Source organism: Sulfurospirillum sp. UCH001 (assembly GCF_001548035.1).
In the GTDB taxonomy this organism is placed as follows: domain Bacteria; phylum Campylobacterota; class Campylobacteria; order Campylobacterales; family Sulfurospirillaceae; genus Sulfurospirillum.
The window spans coordinates 450,122-468,116 of the sequence record NZ_AP014723.1; the positions used below are offsets into that span (position 1 = coordinate 450,122).

Consider the following 17,995-nt stretch of genomic DNA (forward strand, 5'->3'; position numbering starts at 1 on the left):
TTATACCAAAGGCTATTTAAGTAACGCTTCAAATTCTTCAGGAAATTTCTTCAAATAACTCTGCGCGATAAAAGCCACAGAAGGTGCAAAAACGCAGATGGTTTTACCATTGAGCATATCGCAGGCATCAAGGATGGTTTGGTAGTCTTCTTTATTTCCTCTGCCTGCTAAAATCTTAGCTAAGATATGATCAACCCAGCCTGTACCTTCCCGACATGGGGTACATTGACCGCAAGATTCATGGTGGTAAAACTCAAAGAGGTTTTTCATCACTTCGGGAATAGAAACAGTTTCATCCATGACGATCATACCACCCGTTCCAAGGGCGGAACCATGTGCTTTGAGGCTTTCGTAGTCCAGTGTGATATCTTCGATCTCATCAGCTCTTAGTATTTGCACCGATGAACCACCGGGAATAATGGCTTTGAGTTTTTTGCCATCTTTAATACCGCCGCAAAGGTCGTAAATAACCTCTTTCATAGACGTTCCATAAGGCAGTTCATAAACTCCTGGTTGCTCCACATGCCCACTGATACCAAAAAGCATCGTACCAGGAGACTCTTTCGTACCATACATTTGGTAAGCGCCATACCCTTCATTGATGATGTAAGGAACACTGGCGATGGTCTCAACATTGTTCACCACCGTTGGATTACCAAAAAACCACTCAGGCTCTTTGCCTTTAGGCTTCAGTCTTGGATGCCCTCGTTTGCCCTCTAAAGATTCTAAAAGAGCGGTTTTCTCACCGCAGATGTACGCACCTGCTCCTTTGTGAACGGTGATATCTAAAGCATACTCATGTCCTAAAATACTTTTCCCTAAAATGCCTGCTGCATAAGCTTCATCAATAGCATGTTGCAAACGGTTCATCCAAAAGACATACTCACCGCGAATGTAGACATACGCATGGTGCGCGCCAATGGCGTAGGAAGAACAGATGATACCCTCAATGAGTAAATGCGGGTCAAACTCCAAAATCTGACGGTCTTTAAAGGTTCCTGGTTCTCCCTCATCGGCATTGATAACAAGGTAAACAGGTTTAGTGTTGTTTTTAGGGATAAGTCGCCACTTCTCTCCTGTGTGTGCCCCACCTCCGCCTTTGCCTCGAAGTCCGCTTTTTTCAACTTCACTGGTGACTTCATCGGGGCTCATAGAAAAGAGTTTTTCTAAAGAAGCATATCTACCATTTTCTCTCGCTACTGGCAGAGTATAGGCTTCTGGTATATCAAAGTTTTTACTGACCAGTTTAACGACCATTTTGAAGCTCCTCTAAAAGAGCATCGAGCTTTTCAACGGTCAGATTTTCGATGTAGTCATCATTGAGGCGCATACAAGGACTTGTACCACATGATCCTAAACACTCGACCAAAGAGAGAGTGAATTTACCATCTTGGCTTGTTTCGCCAGCTTTAATGCCAAGGCGATTTTGTAAATGTTCTTGCAACGTTTTAGAACCAGCCAACATACATGAAAGTGTTTTGCATAATTGCAGATGGTAGGTTCCGATGGGTTGAAGGTTGAACATCGTGTAAAATGAAGCAACGGAGTAAACATCCATTGCTGAACATTCTAGTTTTTTGGCAATGTAACTCATTGCATCTAAGCTAATCCAGCCTTCTTGGTACTGTACCATCCATAACGAGGGGAGCATTAAGGAGTTTTTGTTAGGGTAGCGCTCTAATAGCGCATTAAATTTTTCCTCATTGGCGTGATTGAATGAAAAGGTATTCATCGATCCAACTCTCCTGCGATGATATTGAGACTTCCTAAGGTTAAAACAGCATCGGCAATCATACTTCCTTCGATGATGCGTGGATACGCAGCCATTGCATAAAAGCAAGGAGGTCGTACTTTCACTTTATAAGGAGTGCCACTCCCATCACTGATAATAAAAAAGCCAAGTTCTCCATTAGCTCCTTCGATAGCACGGTAATACTCCATTGGTGGAACTTTAACACCTTCATAAATGAGCTTGAATTGGTTCATCAACCCTTCGATGTTTGAGTAAACCTCTTTTTTAGACGGCAAAGAAATCGCATGATCTTGTACGCAAATAGGGCCTTCTGGAAGCCTTTGCATCGCTTGATGGATAATACGTGTACTTTGACGTATTTCTTCAAAGCGCACCATCATTCTATCGTACACATCTCCGACACTACCAAGGGCTATGTCAAAGTCAAAGGTCTCGTAGTGATAATACGGTGCAGTGACTCTCAGGTCATAAGCAATTCCAGATGCTCTAAGATTGGGACCGCTAAGACCACGGTTGATGGCATCTTCTTTGGTGATAATACCTACATTTTGTGTTCTATCGTGGAAAATGCGGTTGTGTTCGATGAGCTTGAGTGTTTCACCCACACCTTGCTCGATTTCTTTAAGGCAAACGCTTAAGTCATGCTCAAAACCATCGTATAAGTCATGACTCATACCGCCAATGCGCATATACGAATTTGTCAGGCGCGCCCCAGTTAATTTAGAGAGGAGGTCATACACTTTTTCACGTGGATTGTAAAGGTACCAGTAGTTGGTAAGTGCGCCCATATCGACTAAAATAGCAGCTAAACAGACTAAATGATCGATGATACGTGAAAGCTCACCGATGATAACGCGAATAAACTTGGCACGTTCAGGTAAATCAACCCCTAAAATACCCTCAACAGCATGAGCAAAACCGATGTTGTTCAGAATAGCGGAGCAGTAATTAAGCCTGTCGGTATAAGGGATGATTTGATTGTAGGTATGATTTTCGCACGATTTCTCAAAACCTCGATGGAGGTAACCGATCTCGCTGACTGCACAGGTAATGTTCTCACCATCGAGTGCCACAAAGGTACGAATAGTTCCATGACTTGCAGGGTGTGCAGGACCTAGATTAAGAAACATCAACTCTTCTTGTGAAGAGTACCCTTTGGTTTTAAGTCTTGGAGTCATCTCATCCATCAAATCGTCACTCTTATGACAGAGTTGTCCTTGTGTGATGGGATAGTCTTTGCGTAAAGGATGCCCTACAAACTCTTTGTGATTGAGGATGCGCTTTAAATTAGGATGATTTTTAAAGTGGATGCCGTATTGGTCCCAAATTTCGCGTTCCGCCCAATTGGCACTTTTGAAAAGTGATGTGATGCTTTGCGTTGCAAGCGAGCTATCAATGTAGGTTTTAAGTGTGATGAGGTTTTGAAAATGCTGATCTCGTAAAATATAAATAATCGCAAAACGTTCGGGTTGGTTTTTTTGATGCAAATAATCAACTGCCGTCATATCGACCAAAAACGTATAGTCGTCTTTTTCAAAAAGGAGTTGTAATGCTTGTAAAATCAGCTCTTTTGGAAGAACAAATGCACCGTTGCTATCGACACGGTAGTGTTCTTGGAAGAGTGCTTTAAACGCTTTAGGCACCAAGTACTCCTTTAAAAACGCGTTTCGCACGGTCTTCTAACAAGCTTTGTGAGGCTTGAATTTTTTGAATCTCTAAAAGCGCATCTAAAAATGCTTCCGGACGAGGAGGGCATCCTGCCACATAAACATCCACAGGAATGATGCTATCAATACCTTGCATGGTGGTATAGTTATCGTAAAATCCACCACTGCAGGCACACGCCCCAGCACTGATGACCCATTTTGGTTCACTCATTTGGTCATAAATCTTTTTCAAAATAGGTGCTTGTTTATAGCTGATCGTGCCAGCGATGATGAGTAAATCAGCTTGTCGTGGAGAAAAGCGTACGACTTCTGCGCCGAAGCGGGAGATGTCATACTTACTGCTTGCCACACTCATAAATTCAATGGCACAACACGCTGTTCCAAAAATATAAGGCCACATAGAAGATTCTCTTGCCCATGCAATGGCACTGTCAAGTTTTGTGGTGATGAGGCTTTCCCCGAAAATCGCTTCTGCTCCTACTGCCATGTGAGTGCCTTAATACGGTAGATGTAGATAAGTCCAAAAAGAAGTAAACCGATAAAAGTAAACATCTCAAAGAGTCCTAAAAAAGAGAGTTCTCTTACATTTACAGCCCATGGAAACATAAAGACAATTTCGACATCGAAAAGAACAAATAAAATTGCAACAAGGTAAAACTTAGCGCTAAAACGGCTTTCACTACTTCCTACAGGAGAGCTAATACCACTTTCGTACACACTGTTTTTTGCTTTATTTCCAACGTTTGAAGGTCCAAACTTTTTACTGAGTAGAAAAAGTGTGGGAAGAAGAATAACCAGTAGAGCGACGATACATGAAGCCAAAATGAGTTCTAAGGACATGAGCGCATCTTTTATTGAAATTGATCCATATTAGCCAAAGAATTTTAAAATATACGTAAAAAAAGAAAATCAATTTTTGTTTGCTGAACAGAGGAGGTCTTAAGTGATTTTTTTATAAAATAGGCTCCAAAAATCGTAATGAATTAATGAATAAGAGGGGATGTATGCGCTATCTGGTCTTTTTATCTCTGTGTGCCTTGGCTTTATATGCTGCAACGGCTGAAGATATTTATAAAATTTACAAAACAAAAGGTATCAATGCTGTCGAGGATTTTCTCAAAAAAGAGTTTGAATCCAAAGAGGTAAAAGAAGTACCTGTTAAAGAAGTTAAAAAAGAGAAAGAAGAGCCTAAAGAGCCTGTGGTTAAGTTGGGTCAGAAAAAACAACCTAAACTCAAAATGCCAACCGAAAAAGAGTCAATGGCACGTGATTATTGGTTGAAGCAACTTAAAGGCGTCGAAGTTGGTTATGGTTACTATGAAGATGTTGAGTCACTAATTGTATGTGAAAAAGATCGTAAACGTTGTGAAGTGTACCACAATGAAGACGATGGTCTAAAACTTGTTCGTGCGCACGATGATGTTATTATGGGTAAAAGTGGTGACAAAATTAAACGAGGTGATCTTAAAACTCCAGTAGGTGTTTATGAAATCACTAAACGTTTTAAACCGATGGATCAATTCTATGGACCATTGGCATTTGTCCTTTCTTATCCGAACTTATTTGATGTCTTAAGAGGCAAAAACGGTGATGGTATTTGGATTCATGGTATGCCTATAGATGGTAAAGATCGTGATGATAGAACCAAAGGTTGTGTTGCGTTTGAAAACAACCAACTTGTTATCCTTGATACTGAGATTAACGCACAAAGTGCAGTTGTTATCATTGGAGAATCTAAAGTTCCTAAAATGTCTCGTGAAAATGTTGCAACGATTTTGACAGAAGTATATAAATGGCAACATTCTTGGAAAGTTAATGATATTAATGCCTATTTGAATTTTTACTCCAATGACTTTAAAAAGTCCGATGGATCAGGAAAAGTACAATTCTCAAATATGAAAAAGCAGATTTTCTCTCGTAAAGAGAATAAATCAATTGTATTCGAACATATCAGTGTTGCACCTTATCCAACAGTGGATGAGCGTAGACTCTTTAAAGTTTCATTTTTCCAAACCTATAAAAGCCCATCATTTGCTTCAAAAGGTGAAAAAGAACTTTATATCGAGTTAGTTGGCGACAAAATGCAGATTTTGGCAGAAAAATAAGGTTCACATATGAATCCAAATGAAATAGATATTGATAAAGAGCTTGAAAAACTTATCGAAGCAAGAGATGCATTTATGGCTTACTTTGATGAAAATGTTCCAAAAGACAAAAATGGCATAGCCTTTGATTTTTCAAATCATCCAACCTTGGATGCAAAAACAGTGTATGAGCATTTCTATAAACTTGATTACCAAGCCCGAAAAATTCGTGGTTTTGTAATTCGTAACCTTGGGGTGAAAGCGTAGAGATATGGCATTTATTACGATTAATAAGGCGCACTTTTTTCACAATCTTGATGTGTTGTGCGCAAAAGCTGGGGGCAAAACAAAGCTCATGGCGGTATTGAAAGATAATGCTTATGGGCATGATCTTAGACTTATGGCATCTCTTGCTTCAGAGTACGGTTTAAAAAGAGCTGCAGTTAAAAATATCTCAGAAGCAGAGCAGATTGCTGATCTTTTTGAAGAGGTTTTGGTCTTGGTCGATCATCCCACTTCTGAAAAACTTTCTCCTTCTATTTCTCTTGCAGCGCATTCATATGAGGCGTTGCAAGCGCTACCTTCTGGAACTTCCATTCATCTGAGTTTTGATTCTGGTATGCATCGCAATGGCATCAAAGAAGATCAAATCGATGAAGCGATGGCTTTAATTTATGCTAAAAAACTTCATTTAAAAGGTGTCTTCACACACTTTAGAAGTTCCGATGAACTCAGTAGCGAATTTTTCTGGCAAAGAGCCAATTTTGAACGTGCTAAGAAACGTATTAAAGCATTGATTGAACAGTATCAATTACCTCACGCCTTGTTTCATTCATGCAATTCATCTGCACTCCTTCGAACACATACTATAGGTGATGATGACTATGCGAGAACAGGTATTGCGATGTATGGTTATACAACGTTAGATCCTCTAATTGCTACATTTGATCTTAAACCCGTCCTTGCGTTATGGGCAGAAAAACTCAGCTCTCGTGTACTCAAAAAAGGTGAACGTGTTGGCTATGGCGGTGTGTATGAAGCACCAGTGGATGAAGTGATCTCAACGTATGATATCGGTTATGGAGATGGTTTTTTCCGTTTTGATGGCTCTTCTCCTATCGCGATGGCAGATGGAAGCCTTACAAAAGGGCGTATGTCTATGGATAGCTTTTGTCTTGGTGGTGATGCGCAAAAGGTATGTATGTTCGAAGATGCTAATCCTTTAGCAAAACAGTTTCACACCATTAGCTACGAGATTATCACCAAACTCTATCCCGCGTTAAAACGCGTTGTGATTTAACTCCGTTGTTTGGAGTTTTACTTCGATGGCATTTCCTTCTTTTGCAGAAGCAGAAACAAGCGCACTCTCAGCTCTGGCTTTAAAGCTACCAACGGTATCTTTAGGCGAGAGTGACGTGATGCCATAGCTACAACTGATTTTTCCAACTCTAGCAAATTTTGTTTCATCTAAAGCTACTTGAAGTTTTTGAGCAACGCGTTGCCCTGCACGAAAATCAACATCAGGTAAAAGTAGGGCAAATTGATCGTTAGTCCATTTTCCAAAAATATCAACTTCACGTGTATTTTTTTTCACCAATTGTATAAAATCTTTTTTGAGTGCCATTACCACTTCTGCAGGAAATATTTTGGTTAAATTTTTCAGCATAGTAATATCAATCAGGACAAGTGTTAATGCCGTATGGTAGCGTTTATGACGTTTATACTCATGGTCAATATGTTCTTGCACTTTAGAGAAGTTAATGATGTTAAGTACCTTATCAAAATGGCTCGTTGTATCACTGGAGTATTGGTTATTAAGCGTTTGTAAAAGCTCTTTTTTCGCAGCCAATGACAGTGCGAAAGTAAGCATTTGAGTAAGTTTTTCAATTAATGCACGATTTTGTTCTATAAAAGTTGGATCATGGCTAACGAGCATCAAATTGCCAAAAGGTTTTTCACTGCGGTTTTCTTGCAATGCAAAGGCAAAGAGAGTGGCCTGCTTTTTATCAATTTTCATGCTCAGTTCAGACGTTGCACGTTTTTCTAAATAACAATTGACGGCGAATTCTTCAACATCGCTACGTGTGGAGGTAGCACGAAAAGGTAAGATCTCTTTGGAGCGAAAAAAGGCTTTGATAAACTCATTTTCATTATAGAGTGTCAATGTTTCTTTGTTGTAAATAAAAAGAAGACTCGCTTCTAAATGTAAAATTTCCTCAAGAATTTCAAGCGATTTAACGACATTGATCTTCGTAGAGAGTGATGAAAACAAAATATCAGCAATGCGCTGCAATTCACCAAACTCATTGAGAGGTGTTTTCGTTTTTGCTTGTACACGCTTGTTAAAGAAAAGAGGTGCAAGTGTGAGTGAAAAAATCAACCCAGCTGTTAAAAGTTTAACGAAAATAAGCGTATGAGGCGTTTGTAACAAGAACTCATCAATCAGTGATGATCCGTATAAAGATGCACTCTTATAGGCATCTAACGTCCAATAAAGTAGGGTGATAATGAACGCTAGTATAACGTAATGGTTTTTATTCATGTGTCCTTAACCTAAAGGGATTTAATTCCATTTTCAAATAAGATGCCATCGATGGCATGAGATGCTGCAAATTCGATCTCATTGTCATCATTGCTTAAGAGTAAAACTTTACCATCAAACAGATAATCATCAGCAATTTTTTGCGCATGCAGTGCTAATGCTTTATCAACAACAAAATAAGAAGCGCGTAGCGCATTGGCTAAAACGAGCTCTTTAATGTTTTTAACATGCATGGCAAATGAGACTTTTTGAGCATTACAATACATTGATAATGCAGGATCAAAATTGAACAAAACGACCGCTTGTGAAGGTGTTTTGGCGATCTCTTCGCTAGAGACAACACGGTAGAAAGGCTCGTTAGAGATAAGTTCATGACCAATGAGTAACATTAGGGTAACCTCGCACACTCTTTTGAGCAAAAGAAGAGTCCATCTTTAATGATGGCTTCTTTATGACTGATATACGTTGAACATGCATGACATTCAACCATCGTTTCGCCTTCTAAGACTTTTTTAGAACTGTTTTTTTTAATTTCTTCTTTTCGACTATTTTTGAAAAAAAAGATATAAATGAGAACAATGACAGCAACAAAAAGTGCAATTTTAAGAAGCATTAACATCCTTCATAACAAGATAATAGCGTTTGTCACGTTGATAGATATGACAATTAGAAAGTCCTTTGATCTCTTCTTCTACTAACTCCCCTTTATAAAAAAGAAGCGTTGTGGTAGGTGCAATGAACGCTTTACATAATTTGACCAACATTTTTGTATTTGTAACGGCACGTGAACTGATAAGATCAACTGAAAAAGGGGTTACTTTTTCGACCCTGTTTGTGGCAATATCGACATTTTTAAGTTCAAGTGTTGTCTTGGCAAGATGTAAAAATGCACTTTTTTTCGCAATCGGCTCAAAAAGGGTAAAGTGCACATCTGGAAGCGCAAGCGCTAGAAGAAGCCCAGGAAAGCCTGCTCCTGTACCGATATCAATAGCGTTTTTGATACTATTTATCTCTAAATACTTGAGAGGATAGACGCTATCTTCTACATTTTTAAGAACGGCCTCTTTGGTCTTTGCACCTGATATATTATGTGTTTGATTGTATTGTAGCAAAAGTGTTGTGAAAACATCCACTTTATGCCAAAATGTATCAGGAAGCGAATATTCTGCCATTGACAAAAACCTTTTCTATAATTTAAAGGTATATCGTACCCAAATGGCGATTAATGAGCAATTAATATTTTAGATTGATAGGATGTAAGCCCAAGCGAGGGCTTACAACGAGTATTAGTGAATGCGGAATCGTCTTAGTTCAACGTTTGCACTTTCCGCTTTTGCAGAGAGATGTTTAGAAATATCTTTAACCTTCTCTCCTAAAGCATTGTTGTTTTCAGAAAGTGTGGTGACTTCATCAATGTGCTTCATGAACGTTTCAACAGTTTGTGCAACGACAGTGTGTTCTGATGTTTGTTGTGCTGAAATGCGAATAGTGTTACTGAGCTTTTCAGAGGTATTTTGAGAATCTGAGATCAGCGTATTGGTCTCTTTAGAGAGGTGGTAGAACGACTGTGAGATATTTTCTGTTTCAGTCGTAACATCATGAATGGTTTGTACGATGACATTGGTTGTTGTACTGATGTCTAAAAGTGATGTTTGGGTACGTTCTGCAAGTTTTCGTACTTCATCAGCAACAACAGCAAATCCACGTCCGTGTTCTCCTGCGCGTGCGGCCTCAATAGCGGCATTAAGCGCAAGTAAATTGGTTTGATCGGCAATATCTCCAATAATGCTTAAAACCTCTTTGATTTGAGTTGCTTGGCTAGAGAGCGAATCAACTTTGCCTCCAAGTTCGTGTTGTTTTTGCGCACTTTGAGCGATGAGTTCAACCACTTTACTCATATTGGTCACAAAAGCTTCTAACACTTCTTTGGTTTGTTCAAGATCGCCAAACGTTTTAAAAGACATCTCTTTCATCGCGATCTCTTTGTCTTTAAGCGACTGCATTTCTTGCTGAATTGTGTGAATAAATCGGTTTTGCTCTTCAATGTTAGAGGCGAGATTGGTTGAGACATTGCTTAGTGAGTTACTGGCTTCAACACTTTGATTTGAGGTATCAAGAGCTTTTGAGATAGAGTCTTTAAAATTAGAAATCAACTTCTGAACTTGTTGCATCGTATCAGAAATCTCATTATCACTTTGCAATTCTAAAGATTGTGTGAGGTCGAGATTGGTAGCAATAGATTCAAGTTTTCTACCAGAAGTTGTAATGGCACGAATGACATCTTGAAACGTTGCATACAGCAAGATGATGATAAATAATGTTATCACTACAAGTCCGCCACCTTCGATGAACATTTGCTTTTGGGCATTGCTTTTCAGTATGGAAAGAGATGTTAAAACTTCTTGTGCGAGTGCATCATCAACCTCTTTGAGTAAATTGATTTTGCTTGTAATAGTGTCAAACCAATGGGTCGCATCAACACCGAAGTTACCTACAGCTGCTTTATCGATAGCGATATTGCGCATTTTTTCAACTTCAGCTACGAGTGGATTACGCATCGTTTTTTCATAAAAAGCAATCGAAACGGGAGAAGCTGTTCCTAAAAAGGAGTCAATATACGAGACTTGTTCTGAGACAAGAGTAATAAGTTTAACAAACATATTGGGTGCAAACGTACCTGCCGCAAAGGTATTAGAAAGAACCGCACGCTCAATACCAGTACGCTCTTTTGCTTTTAGGAAATTTGCATAAGCACCTAATTGTTTGACTATTTCAGTATCGGAAGAGAGGACGGCAGTTGAGGCAACAATGTCTAAAAGATGTTTATTCAAAAGTGTATAAAAATCAACTTGTTCAGCGGCACTGATACTCAAGCTATCAACACGGCTACGAATAGAAGGAAGTTTTTTAAGCATCTCATCAATCGTTTTTACTTTGTCGCTTAACGATTGAGGGTAACGTGAAAGATCAATTTTTTCAAGTGCTTCGGTATAGCGTTTTTGTTCTTTGTCGGTAAGTTGTCGTTGAGGAGCTAATTTGTCTGCGAATTTTTTACCAGATGATCCGATAAATCCAGCACTGGTACCTCTCTCTTTTTGACTCTCATGCACGAAAAGGCTAATACTGGTTGAGAGGGTAACAATGTTTTGTAAATCGTGAATATTGTGTAGTTTACTCTGTCCTTCCATCATTGTTTTGATACCTAGTAGCAGTGCTACAAAAACAACAACAATAGAGACTAATGTTAATTGTCGTTTGATGGTTCGTCGCATTTCATTCTCCTCAAGGAATCTTTTCTTAAAATTTTATGATAATTTTTGATTATACTCACTATGTAAACTAAAATGCATTGATATAAGTCAAATCCTTTCAAGGGTAGGCTCCCTTGAAAGGAGAGAGAATTTAAGAAAGCTTGAGAGACGAAGTATAATCTCCATGGAGATTACAGCGAGCAACGGCTGAGAGTGTTTGAATATTTTTTGTATCGACACGTGCTGCAAGATAGCCTCTTGAAGTTTTAGGCTCTAATGAAACCAGTGCTACTTTTTGACCATCAGCAAAAAGAGTAATTTCATAGATCCAATGATTTTCAACGCTTGGATGAAGTACACCTTTTTGTCCTACATTGACTTCGACAAGAGCGAAACCATTTTTATCAGGTGAACCTACGGTAATTTCAGGAGAATGTTTGAGTTCTGCTTCTGTTGGGTTAGCAGGGTCTTTGATACTCATCGCTTGTTTATTTACGATTAATTTCTCATCATACGCACTAGCAACGGTTGTTGATAAAACTGCAAGTGCAGCAACTTTTAGAGCATCTCTACGTTCCATAATAGACTCCTTACGTGCAAAATGTAAGAAAATTATACATGAAAAGAGGCGTAAATCACTTAAGATAAAATATTAAAAAAGAGTTATTCCCATTGAATTAAAATTAAATCATACGATTTATCATTCATTTATCAAGAAGCAGTAAAATGAACCCATCATTATATTTTAGACAAAGGAGTTTTTTATGGCTATAACATTACCTGCGCTTCCTTACGAAGCTAACGCACTAGAACCTTATATCACAGCCAACACCCTCTCTTTTCACCATGGCAAGCATCATCAAACGTATGTTACCAACCTAAACAATCTTATTCAAGGTGGAGAACTTGCTGATAAAACTCTTGAAGAAATCATTTTAGCAGTTGCTAATAAACCTGAAAAAATAGGTATCTTTAATAACGCTGCTCAAGTGTGGAATCATACGTTTTACTGGAATTCTATGAAAAAAGGTGGTGGTGGCGCTCCAACTGGCGCGATTGCTTCAAAAATCAATGAAGATTTTGGAAGTTATGACGCATTTGTCGATGCATTTAAAAATGCAGGCTTGACACAATTTGGTAGTGGTTGGGCATGGCTTGTTCTGGATGGCGGAAAGCTAAAAATCACTAAAACCGCAAACGCAGACACTCCAATGGCGCATGATCAAAAAGCGATTTTAACGGTTGATGTATGGGAACATGCTTACTATCTTGACTATCAAAACAGACGTGCTGATTATTTGGATCTTTTCTTGAAACATTTAGTCAATTGGGATTTTGCTAACGCTAATTTGAAAGGCTAATTTTTCTTATGACATGTAAGCCATTTTGCTTACATGTCATAGCTTTATCACTCCTGTATACTGATACAATGAGGACATTTTTTTGCAGTAACGGGTATTGACATTGAACACTCTGGACATATCTTTGTTGCGGGAGCTGCTACTTCTTTAGGGGCAAGTTTGTTGTACCCTTTAATCATCATAAACATGACAAATCCCAAAATAACAAATGAGGTGATATCATTAAAAAAGACACCCAGCTTAATGGCAGGTGCTCCAGCTTTTTCCAGATCTGCAAGCGAAGCGTAACTTTTACCATCAAGTGCGATAAACAAGGAAGAAAAATCAACATTGCCCAGTAAAAGCCCCACCGGTGGCATAATAATATTGGTGACCAATGACTTCACAACGGTAGCAAATGCTGCACCAAAGATAAAACCTACCGCCATATCGACAACATTTCCTTTGATAAGGAAGTTTTTAAACTCCTTTAGCATCATAACTCCTTTTTAATGTGATCTGTTTAACATAATATTTGGAAGACTCTACATACCCATGTTGTTCGTAAAATCTGTGGGCATCTTTTCTGCGCTCATGGCAGTGTACTTCGATGCGATCACATCCTTTTTCTTGGGCAATGTGTGTTGCAAAAGCTTCAAGCTCTGAACCAATTTTTAAAGAACGAGCATTTTCTTCAACGATAAAGTAACTGATACGTAAAAATGAGCCAAAAAGCGCGATTTGTGGAATAATATGTAAAGAGAGGAGGGCAACAGGGAGGCCCTCTAATTCATAAAGAAAGAGCATCGCATCAGGATGTTCTAATAATTCATTAATGCGGATGGAAATAAACGATGACGTATCTGCGTATCCGAGCTCAGCAAGAAGCTTTTCAATGACATAAGCATCTTCCACTGTCGCAGGGCGTATCATAGTTTCTCCTAGAAAAGGTGTCCCATTTTCTCTTTTTTGGTTTTTAAATAACCTTCATTAAATTTGTTTGATGGAATAATGACTGGAACGCGCTCTACAATTTCAACATTTTTCAAACTTTCAATTTTTTTAGGGTTGTTGGTGAGAAGTTTGATTTTGTTGATTTTATAATAATCCAAAATAAATTCAACCATCTCATATGTTCGTTCATCATCTAAAAAACCGAGCTGATGATTGGCTTCAATGGTATTAAACCCTTTATCTTGGAGAGCATACGCATTGACTTTATTTAAAAGTCCTATGTTACGCCCTTCTTGACGTAAATAAATCACCATACCACCTTGCTTTTCAATGGTCGTTAACGCAAATTCAAGCTGATCACGGCAGTCACATTTAAGACTTCCCATACTATCACCTGTCAAACATTCACTGTGCACACGCACTAACGGAATCTCACCTAAAGGCTCTTTAAAAACAACAAGATGCTCTTTAATACCCTCTTTAAAAGATTGGATTTTGAACGTTCCAAAACGTGAGGGAAGGTTCGCAACCTCGGAAATTTCTATTTTCATTTTCTTTTATATCCAGTTATGCTAAAATCACTACTTTTTATAACGAGGTCTAATTTTAACCAAGATAAGGCAAAAGAATGTTTAAAAGATTTAGAAGACTTAGAATGAATGCAACTCTTCGTTCTTTAGTGCGTGAAACAACCCTTAGTATGGACGATTTTATTTATCCATTATTTGCTAAAAGCGGTGAGGGAATTAAAAAAGAGATTGGCTCAATGCCCGGTGTTTACCAGATGAGTATCGATGAGATACTTAAAGAGTGTGGTGCACTTCAAGAGCTTGGTATTAACTCTATTATTTTATTTGGTATTCCCGAAGTCAAAGACAGCGTTGGAAGTGATGCGCTTTGTGAGCATGGCATCATCGCAAGTACAGTTAAAGCAGTTAAAAAAGCGTACCCAAATATGTTTGTCGTCACCGATCTTTGTTTTTGTGAATTTACAGACCACGGACATTGTGGCATCTTAGACATCGAACATGAAAGTGTTAACAACGATGCAACGTTAGAAATTTTAGCCAAACAAGCACTTGTCCACGCTCATGCAGGAGCTGATATGATAGCACCTTCAGGCATGATGGATGGTATGATTGAAGCACTACGTGACGCCTTAGATGCTGAAGGCTTTGTCAATCTTCCGATTATGAGTTATTCGACAAAATTTGCAAGTGCCTATTATGGGCCATTCCGTGATGTAGCAGAGTCTGCTCCAAGTTTTGGTGATCGTAAAACGTACCAGATGGACCCAGCAAATCGTCGTGAAGCCATTGCTGAATCGGTGGAAGATGAGATGCAAGGTGCGGATATCTTGATGGTCAAACCAGCCCTTGCTTACCTCGATGTTATTCGTGATGTACGCAATGCAACTTCATCACCTTTGTGTGTTTATAACGTGAGTGGCGAGTACGCGATGCTAAAAGCTGCTGGTAAGGCAGGCGTGATTGATTATGAGCGTGTGATGATGGAAACAATGATCGCCTTTAAACGTGCAGGGGCTGACATTATCATCAGTTATCACGCAAAAGAAGTAGCTGAGATTTTAAGGAGAAAGTAATATGCGACATTTTTTAACACTAAAAGATTACACTAAAGCAGAAATTTTAGAGATTATCAATCTTGCTATTGCCATTAAAAAAGAGGCAAAAGCAAAAAATTATGTGCCATACCTCAAAGATCAAACCTTAGGTATGATTTTTGAAAAAAGCAGTACACGAACACGTGTGAGTTTTGAAGTAGGCATTCATCAACTTGGTGGTGTGGGTTTGTTCCTCTCATCAAATGACTTGCAACTTGGACGTGGTGAGCCTATGAAGGACACAGCACGTGTCATTAGCCGTATGGTCGATATGGTGATGATCAGAACCTTCGCACAAAGCACACTCGAAGAGTTTGCAGCGTATTCAAAAGTGCCTGTTATTAGTGGGCTTAGTGATTCGTACCATCCTGTGCAACTTATGGCGGACTATCTCACGATGGTTGAGTATAATAAAGCGACCAACCCTATCGTAGCGTATGTTGGAGATGGTAACAACATGACCCATTCATGGTTGATGTTGGCATCTAAGCTTGGTTTTGAGCTTCGCATTGCAACGCCTAAGGGTTATGAAGTAGATGCAAAAATTTTAGAAGATGCGCTCTCATTTGCTAAAGAGAGTGGCGCGGTGATTAAAATCGGCAATGACCCTAAAGAGGCGATCAAAGGGGCTACGGTTGTGACAACCGACACATGGGTTTCTATGGGACAAGAAGCGGAAAAAGCAAAACGTGTCGCAGCGTTTCAAGGATACATGGTCGATGATGCGATGATGAGCTTGGCAGCAAAAGATGCGATGTTTTTACACTGCTTGCCAGCGTACCGTGACTATGAAGTAAGTGAGAGTGTCTTTGAAGCACATGCGGATGAGATTTTTGATGAGGCAGAGAATCGTCTTCATGCCCAAAAAGCCGTTATGGTATGGCTTGATAGGCACAGAAACAGCTAATGGAATTCAAACGAAAAAAAGAGTTTAAGATGATAGAAAAAATTTCTAAAAATTTAAGCCCAACGAAACAAAAAGAACAAACCATTTTAGAGATAGTGCCAAGTGAGGATGAAAGCACAAAGCTTTTACGCCTTAAAAATGGCTCATGGGATAATGCGAAAGAGCCATGGCTTGTGTACGATGAGAAGCAAAAACTTCATGCGCTTCTTTCCATCGATACGTTGACTAAAATGATAGAGCACTTTAAAAAAGCGGAGCAAGAGACACTTTTCCTCAAATTAGAAAAAAGTATTTTGCAACAATTGCCACTTGACTTTCAAGATGTATGGACAGTGGCTATGGAAGAGATTAAAAAGAGTAAAAAAAGCGAAATTGATTTCGACAAGTTGATCAAAAAGATCAAAAAAGATCACCCAAATCTCTTTTTAGACCTCAAAGATCTCTATTTGCCTGAAGGGGCGAGTATTATCAGCGCGATAGAGCGTTAGGATGAAACATGATTGATTTTGAAAAGTTTGCAAAGTATTCTAAAGCGGGGCCTAGGTATACGAGTTACCCAACGGCTCCAGAGTTTCATGAAGGATTTACCGCAAAAAGTTATGAGAGTATCTTGGCACATCAAGATAAAAATCGTAAGCTCTCTTTATATTTTCACCTCCCTTTTTGTAGAAGTGCCTGTTATTTTTGTGGTTGTAACGTAGTTTATACCAGTAAAGAAGATAAAAAAGAGCGCTACATAGACTATTTGGAGCGTGAATTAGAACTTCTTTCCAAACATCTTGACACTTCAAGGGAAGTGATTCAGATGCACTTTGGTGGTGGTACACCAACCTTTTTCAATACAGCTCAATTAGAGCGTATCATCGGTGCTATCAAATCACACTTTAAAAATTTTGCCAAAGATGCTGAGATCAGCTGTGAAATTGACCCTCGTTTTTTAACCAAAGAGCAACTTGATGTTTTAACCAGCAATGGTTTTAACCGAATTAGTTATGGTGTTCAAGATTTTAATGATGAGGTTCAAAAAGCAATCCACCGCATTCAACCGTATGATGTTACTCAAAATGCTGTAAAGATGGCAAAAGAAGCAGGTATTAAATCAATCAATATGGACTTGATCTATGGCTTACCATACCAAACGTTTGAGAGCTTTCAAGAAACACTTCGCCTAGCCGTTTCGCTAGATCCAACGCGTTTAGCCGTCTTTAACTACGCTCATGTGCCGTGGATGAAAAAATCGATGCGTAAGATCGATGAAACTACGCTTCCTCATCCAAGTATTAAGCTTGCTATCATGCGTTATACCATCGACTACTTAGAGTCAAATGGCTATAAAATGATCGGTATGGATCATTTTGCAAAACCTGATGATGAGCTTTTCCTTGCCATTGAAAAAGGCGAATTGCATCGTAACTTCCAAGGGTACACAACAAAAGGTGGTGCAGACTTAATTGGTATTGGACTGACCAGTATCGGCGAAGGGTTAAACCACTATGTTCAAAACTTCAAAGAGATGGACGAGTATGAAAAAGCCATCGATGAAGGTGTTTTACCAGTTCATCGTGGACTTGTTTTAAATGATGATGATGTACTAAGAAAAGCAGTCATTATGGAGATGATGAGTAACTTTAAACTCAATATCGCAGGTATTGAGAAAGCATTTGGCATCGACTTTTTTGAGTACTTCGCTGATGCTATAGCCGCCCTTGCTCCATTTGTCGAAGAAGATTTGGTTGTGATTGATAAAGTAGGTAAAAAGATTTTAGTCAATACCACAGGTACACTGCTCATTCGCAATATTGTAATGCCTTTTGATGCGTACCTCCAAAAAATACCTGAAGACAAACGACGCTTCAGTAAAACGGTGTAACAG

The 17,995-nt window shown here is 38.9% G+C and carries 22 protein-coding genes; 8 read left to right on the forward strand and 14 right to left on the reverse strand.

The genetic code is table 11. The annotated features are described in order from the left end of the window. Nucleotides 1–12: 12 nt before the first annotated feature. Genes nuoF through UCH001_RS02310 form a run of 5 tightly spaced genes read right to left on the reverse strand, consistent with a single transcriptional unit; the run spans nt 13 to nt 4,260 of the window. Complete coding sequence (nuoF, locus tag UCH001_RS02290; protein ID WP_067173804.1) at nt 13–1,257, reverse strand: NADH-quinone oxidoreductase subunit NuoF; 1,245 nt, start codon at nt 1,255–1,257, stop codon at nt 13–15. Next, complete coding sequence (gene nuoE, locus UCH001_RS02295) at nt 1,247–1,732, reverse strand: NAD(P)H-dependent oxidoreductase subunit E (protein WP_067173806.1); 486 nt, start codon at nt 1,730–1,732, stop codon at nt 1,247–1,249. The genes nuoF and nuoE overlap by 11 nt, the downstream gene beginning before the upstream one ends. Continuing rightward, nucleotides 1,729–3,396 carry an NADH dehydrogenase (quinone) subunit D gene (gene nuoD / locus UCH001_RS02300; protein ID WP_082705648.1) on the reverse strand — a complete coding sequence of 556 codons (1,668 nt, stop codon included), beginning with the start codon at nt 3,394–3,396 and terminating at the stop codon, nt 1,729–1,731. The genes nuoE and nuoD overlap by 4 nt, the downstream gene beginning before the upstream one ends. Then, nucleotides 3,389–3,907 carry an NADH-quinone oxidoreductase subunit B gene (locus UCH001_RS02305; RefSeq protein ID WP_067173809.1) on the reverse strand — a complete coding sequence of 173 codons (519 nt, stop codon included), beginning with the start codon at nt 3,905–3,907 and terminating at the stop codon, nt 3,389–3,391. The genes nuoD and UCH001_RS02305 overlap by 8 nt, the downstream gene beginning before the upstream one ends. After that, nucleotides 3,898–4,260, reverse strand: a complete 363-nt coding sequence (locus UCH001_RS02310) for an NADH-quinone oxidoreductase subunit A (protein WP_067173813.1) — start codon at nt 4,258–4,260, stop codon at nt 3,898–3,900. The genes UCH001_RS02305 and UCH001_RS02310 overlap by 10 nt, the downstream gene beginning before the upstream one ends. Nucleotides 4,261–4,424: 164 nt before the next feature. Between UCH001_RS02310 and UCH001_RS02315 the strand changes: the two genes are divergently transcribed. Genes UCH001_RS02315 through UCH001_RS02325 form a run of 3 tightly spaced genes read left to right on the forward strand, consistent with a single transcriptional unit; the run spans nt 4,425 to nt 6,804 of the window. Next, on the forward strand, nt 4,425–5,525 hold the full coding sequence (locus tag UCH001_RS02315; protein WP_067173816.1) for a murein L,D-transpeptidase family protein: 1,101 nt from the start codon (nt 4,425–4,427) through the stop codon (nt 5,523–5,525). Nucleotides 5,526–5,534: 9 nt separating this feature from the next. Further along, nucleotides 5,535–5,771, forward strand: coding sequence for a hypothetical protein (locus tag UCH001_RS02320; protein WP_067173818.1), 237 nt, complete (start codon nt 5,535–5,537; stop codon nt 5,769–5,771). A gap of 4 nt (nt 5,772–5,775) precedes the next feature. Then, nucleotides 5,776–6,804 (forward strand): alanine racemase, encoded by a 1,029-nt coding sequence (locus UCH001_RS02325; RefSeq protein ID WP_067173822.1) that lies wholly within the window; start codon nt 5,776–5,778, stop codon nt 6,802–6,804. Here UCH001_RS02325 and UCH001_RS02330 read toward each other — a convergent pair. The 6 genes from UCH001_RS02330 to UCH001_RS02355 all read right to left on the reverse strand — a co-directional run bounded on the left by UCH001_RS02330 (nt 6,784) and on the right by UCH001_RS02355 (nt 11,877). Continuing rightward, nucleotides 6,784–8,046 (reverse strand): GGDEF domain-containing protein, encoded by a 1,263-nt coding sequence (locus UCH001_RS02330; protein ID WP_067173825.1) that lies wholly within the window; start codon nt 8,044–8,046, stop codon nt 6,784–6,786. The two genes, UCH001_RS02325 and UCH001_RS02330, sit on opposite strands and share 21 nt — an antisense overlap. Before the next feature lie 11 nt (nt 8,047–8,057). Further along, on the reverse strand, nt 8,058–8,435 hold the full coding sequence (locus UCH001_RS02335; protein ID WP_067173827.1) for a hypothetical protein: 378 nt from the start codon (nt 8,433–8,435) through the stop codon (nt 8,058–8,060). Then, a complete protein-coding gene (locus UCH001_RS02340; protein WP_067173831.1) occupies nt 8,435–8,659 on the reverse strand; it encodes a PP0621 family protein in 225 nt (74 codons plus the stop codon). Before UCH001_RS02340 ends, UCH001_RS02335 begins: the two co-directional genes overlap by 1 nt. Then, entirely contained in the window at nt 8,649–9,218 is a 570-nt protein-coding gene (gene rsmG, locus UCH001_RS02345; RefSeq protein WP_067173834.1) for a 16S rRNA (guanine(527)-N(7))-methyltransferase RsmG, read from the reverse strand. The genes UCH001_RS02340 and rsmG overlap by 11 nt, the downstream gene beginning before the upstream one ends. A gap of 114 nt (nt 9,219–9,332) precedes the next feature. Beyond that, the gene (locus tag UCH001_RS02350) at nt 9,333–11,318 is read right to left on the reverse strand and encodes a methyl-accepting chemotaxis protein (protein WP_067173836.1); all 1,986 of its coding nucleotides are present in this window, start codon (nt 11,316–11,318) and stop codon (nt 9,333–9,335) included. 130 nt (nt 11,319–11,448) lie between these two features. Then, nucleotides 11,449–11,877 (reverse strand): desulfoferrodoxin family protein, encoded by a 429-nt coding sequence (locus tag UCH001_RS02355; protein WP_067173839.1) that lies wholly within the window; start codon nt 11,875–11,877, stop codon nt 11,449–11,451. A gap of 184 nt (nt 11,878–12,061) precedes the next feature. On the opposite strand from UCH001_RS02355, the gene UCH001_RS02360 reads away from it, so the two are divergent. After that, complete coding sequence (locus UCH001_RS02360; RefSeq protein WP_067173842.1) at nt 12,062–12,658, forward strand: superoxide dismutase; 597 nt, start codon at nt 12,062–12,064, stop codon at nt 12,656–12,658. A gap of 47 nt (nt 12,659–12,705) precedes the next feature. Here UCH001_RS02360 and mscL read toward each other — a convergent pair whose 3' ends face one another. Genes mscL through ribA form a run of 3 tightly spaced genes read right to left on the reverse strand, consistent with a single transcriptional unit; the run spans nt 12,706 to nt 14,142 of the window. Continuing rightward, nucleotides 12,706–13,134, reverse strand: coding sequence for a large conductance mechanosensitive channel protein MscL (mscL, locus tag UCH001_RS02365; RefSeq protein WP_067173845.1), 429 nt, complete (start codon nt 13,132–13,134; stop codon nt 12,706–12,708). Further along, nucleotides 13,118–13,570: a GNAT family N-acetyltransferase gene (locus tag UCH001_RS02370; protein ID WP_067173848.1), complete on the reverse strand. Its 453-nt coding sequence runs from the start codon at nt 13,568–13,570 to the stop codon at nt 13,118–13,120. Before UCH001_RS02370 ends, mscL begins: the two co-directional genes overlap by 17 nt. 8 nt (nt 13,571–13,578) lie before the next feature. After that, on the reverse strand, nt 13,579–14,142 hold the full coding sequence (ribA, locus tag UCH001_RS02375; protein ID WP_067173850.1) for a GTP cyclohydrolase II: 564 nt from the start codon (nt 14,140–14,142) through the stop codon (nt 13,579–13,581). Between the two features lie 77 nt (nt 14,143–14,219). On the opposite strand from ribA, the gene hemB reads away from it, so the two are divergent. From hemB to hemN, 4 genes are read left to right on the forward strand one after another with little or no spacing between them, the layout of a single operon-like run. Next, on the forward strand, nt 14,220–15,194 hold the full coding sequence (gene hemB, locus UCH001_RS02380) for a porphobilinogen synthase (protein ID WP_067173853.1): 975 nt from the start codon (nt 14,220–14,222) through the stop codon (nt 15,192–15,194). A gap of 1 nt (nt 15,195) precedes the next feature. Beyond that, nucleotides 15,196–16,122: an ornithine carbamoyltransferase gene (argF, locus tag UCH001_RS02385; RefSeq protein WP_067173864.1), complete on the forward strand. Its 927-nt coding sequence runs from the start codon at nt 15,196–15,198 to the stop codon at nt 16,120–16,122. A gap of 29 nt (nt 16,123–16,151) precedes the next feature. After that, nucleotides 16,152–16,610 (forward strand): DUF2603 domain-containing protein, encoded by a 459-nt coding sequence (locus tag UCH001_RS02390; RefSeq protein ID WP_231963951.1) that lies wholly within the window; start codon nt 16,152–16,154, stop codon nt 16,608–16,610. Between the two features lie 8 nt (nt 16,611–16,618). Next, the gene (hemN, locus tag UCH001_RS02395) at nt 16,619–17,992 is read left to right on the forward strand and encodes an oxygen-independent coproporphyrinogen III oxidase (RefSeq protein ID WP_067173869.1); all 1,374 of its coding nucleotides are present in this window, start codon (nt 16,619–16,621) and stop codon (nt 17,990–17,992) included. Nucleotides 17,993–17,995: the final 3 nt, after the last annotated feature.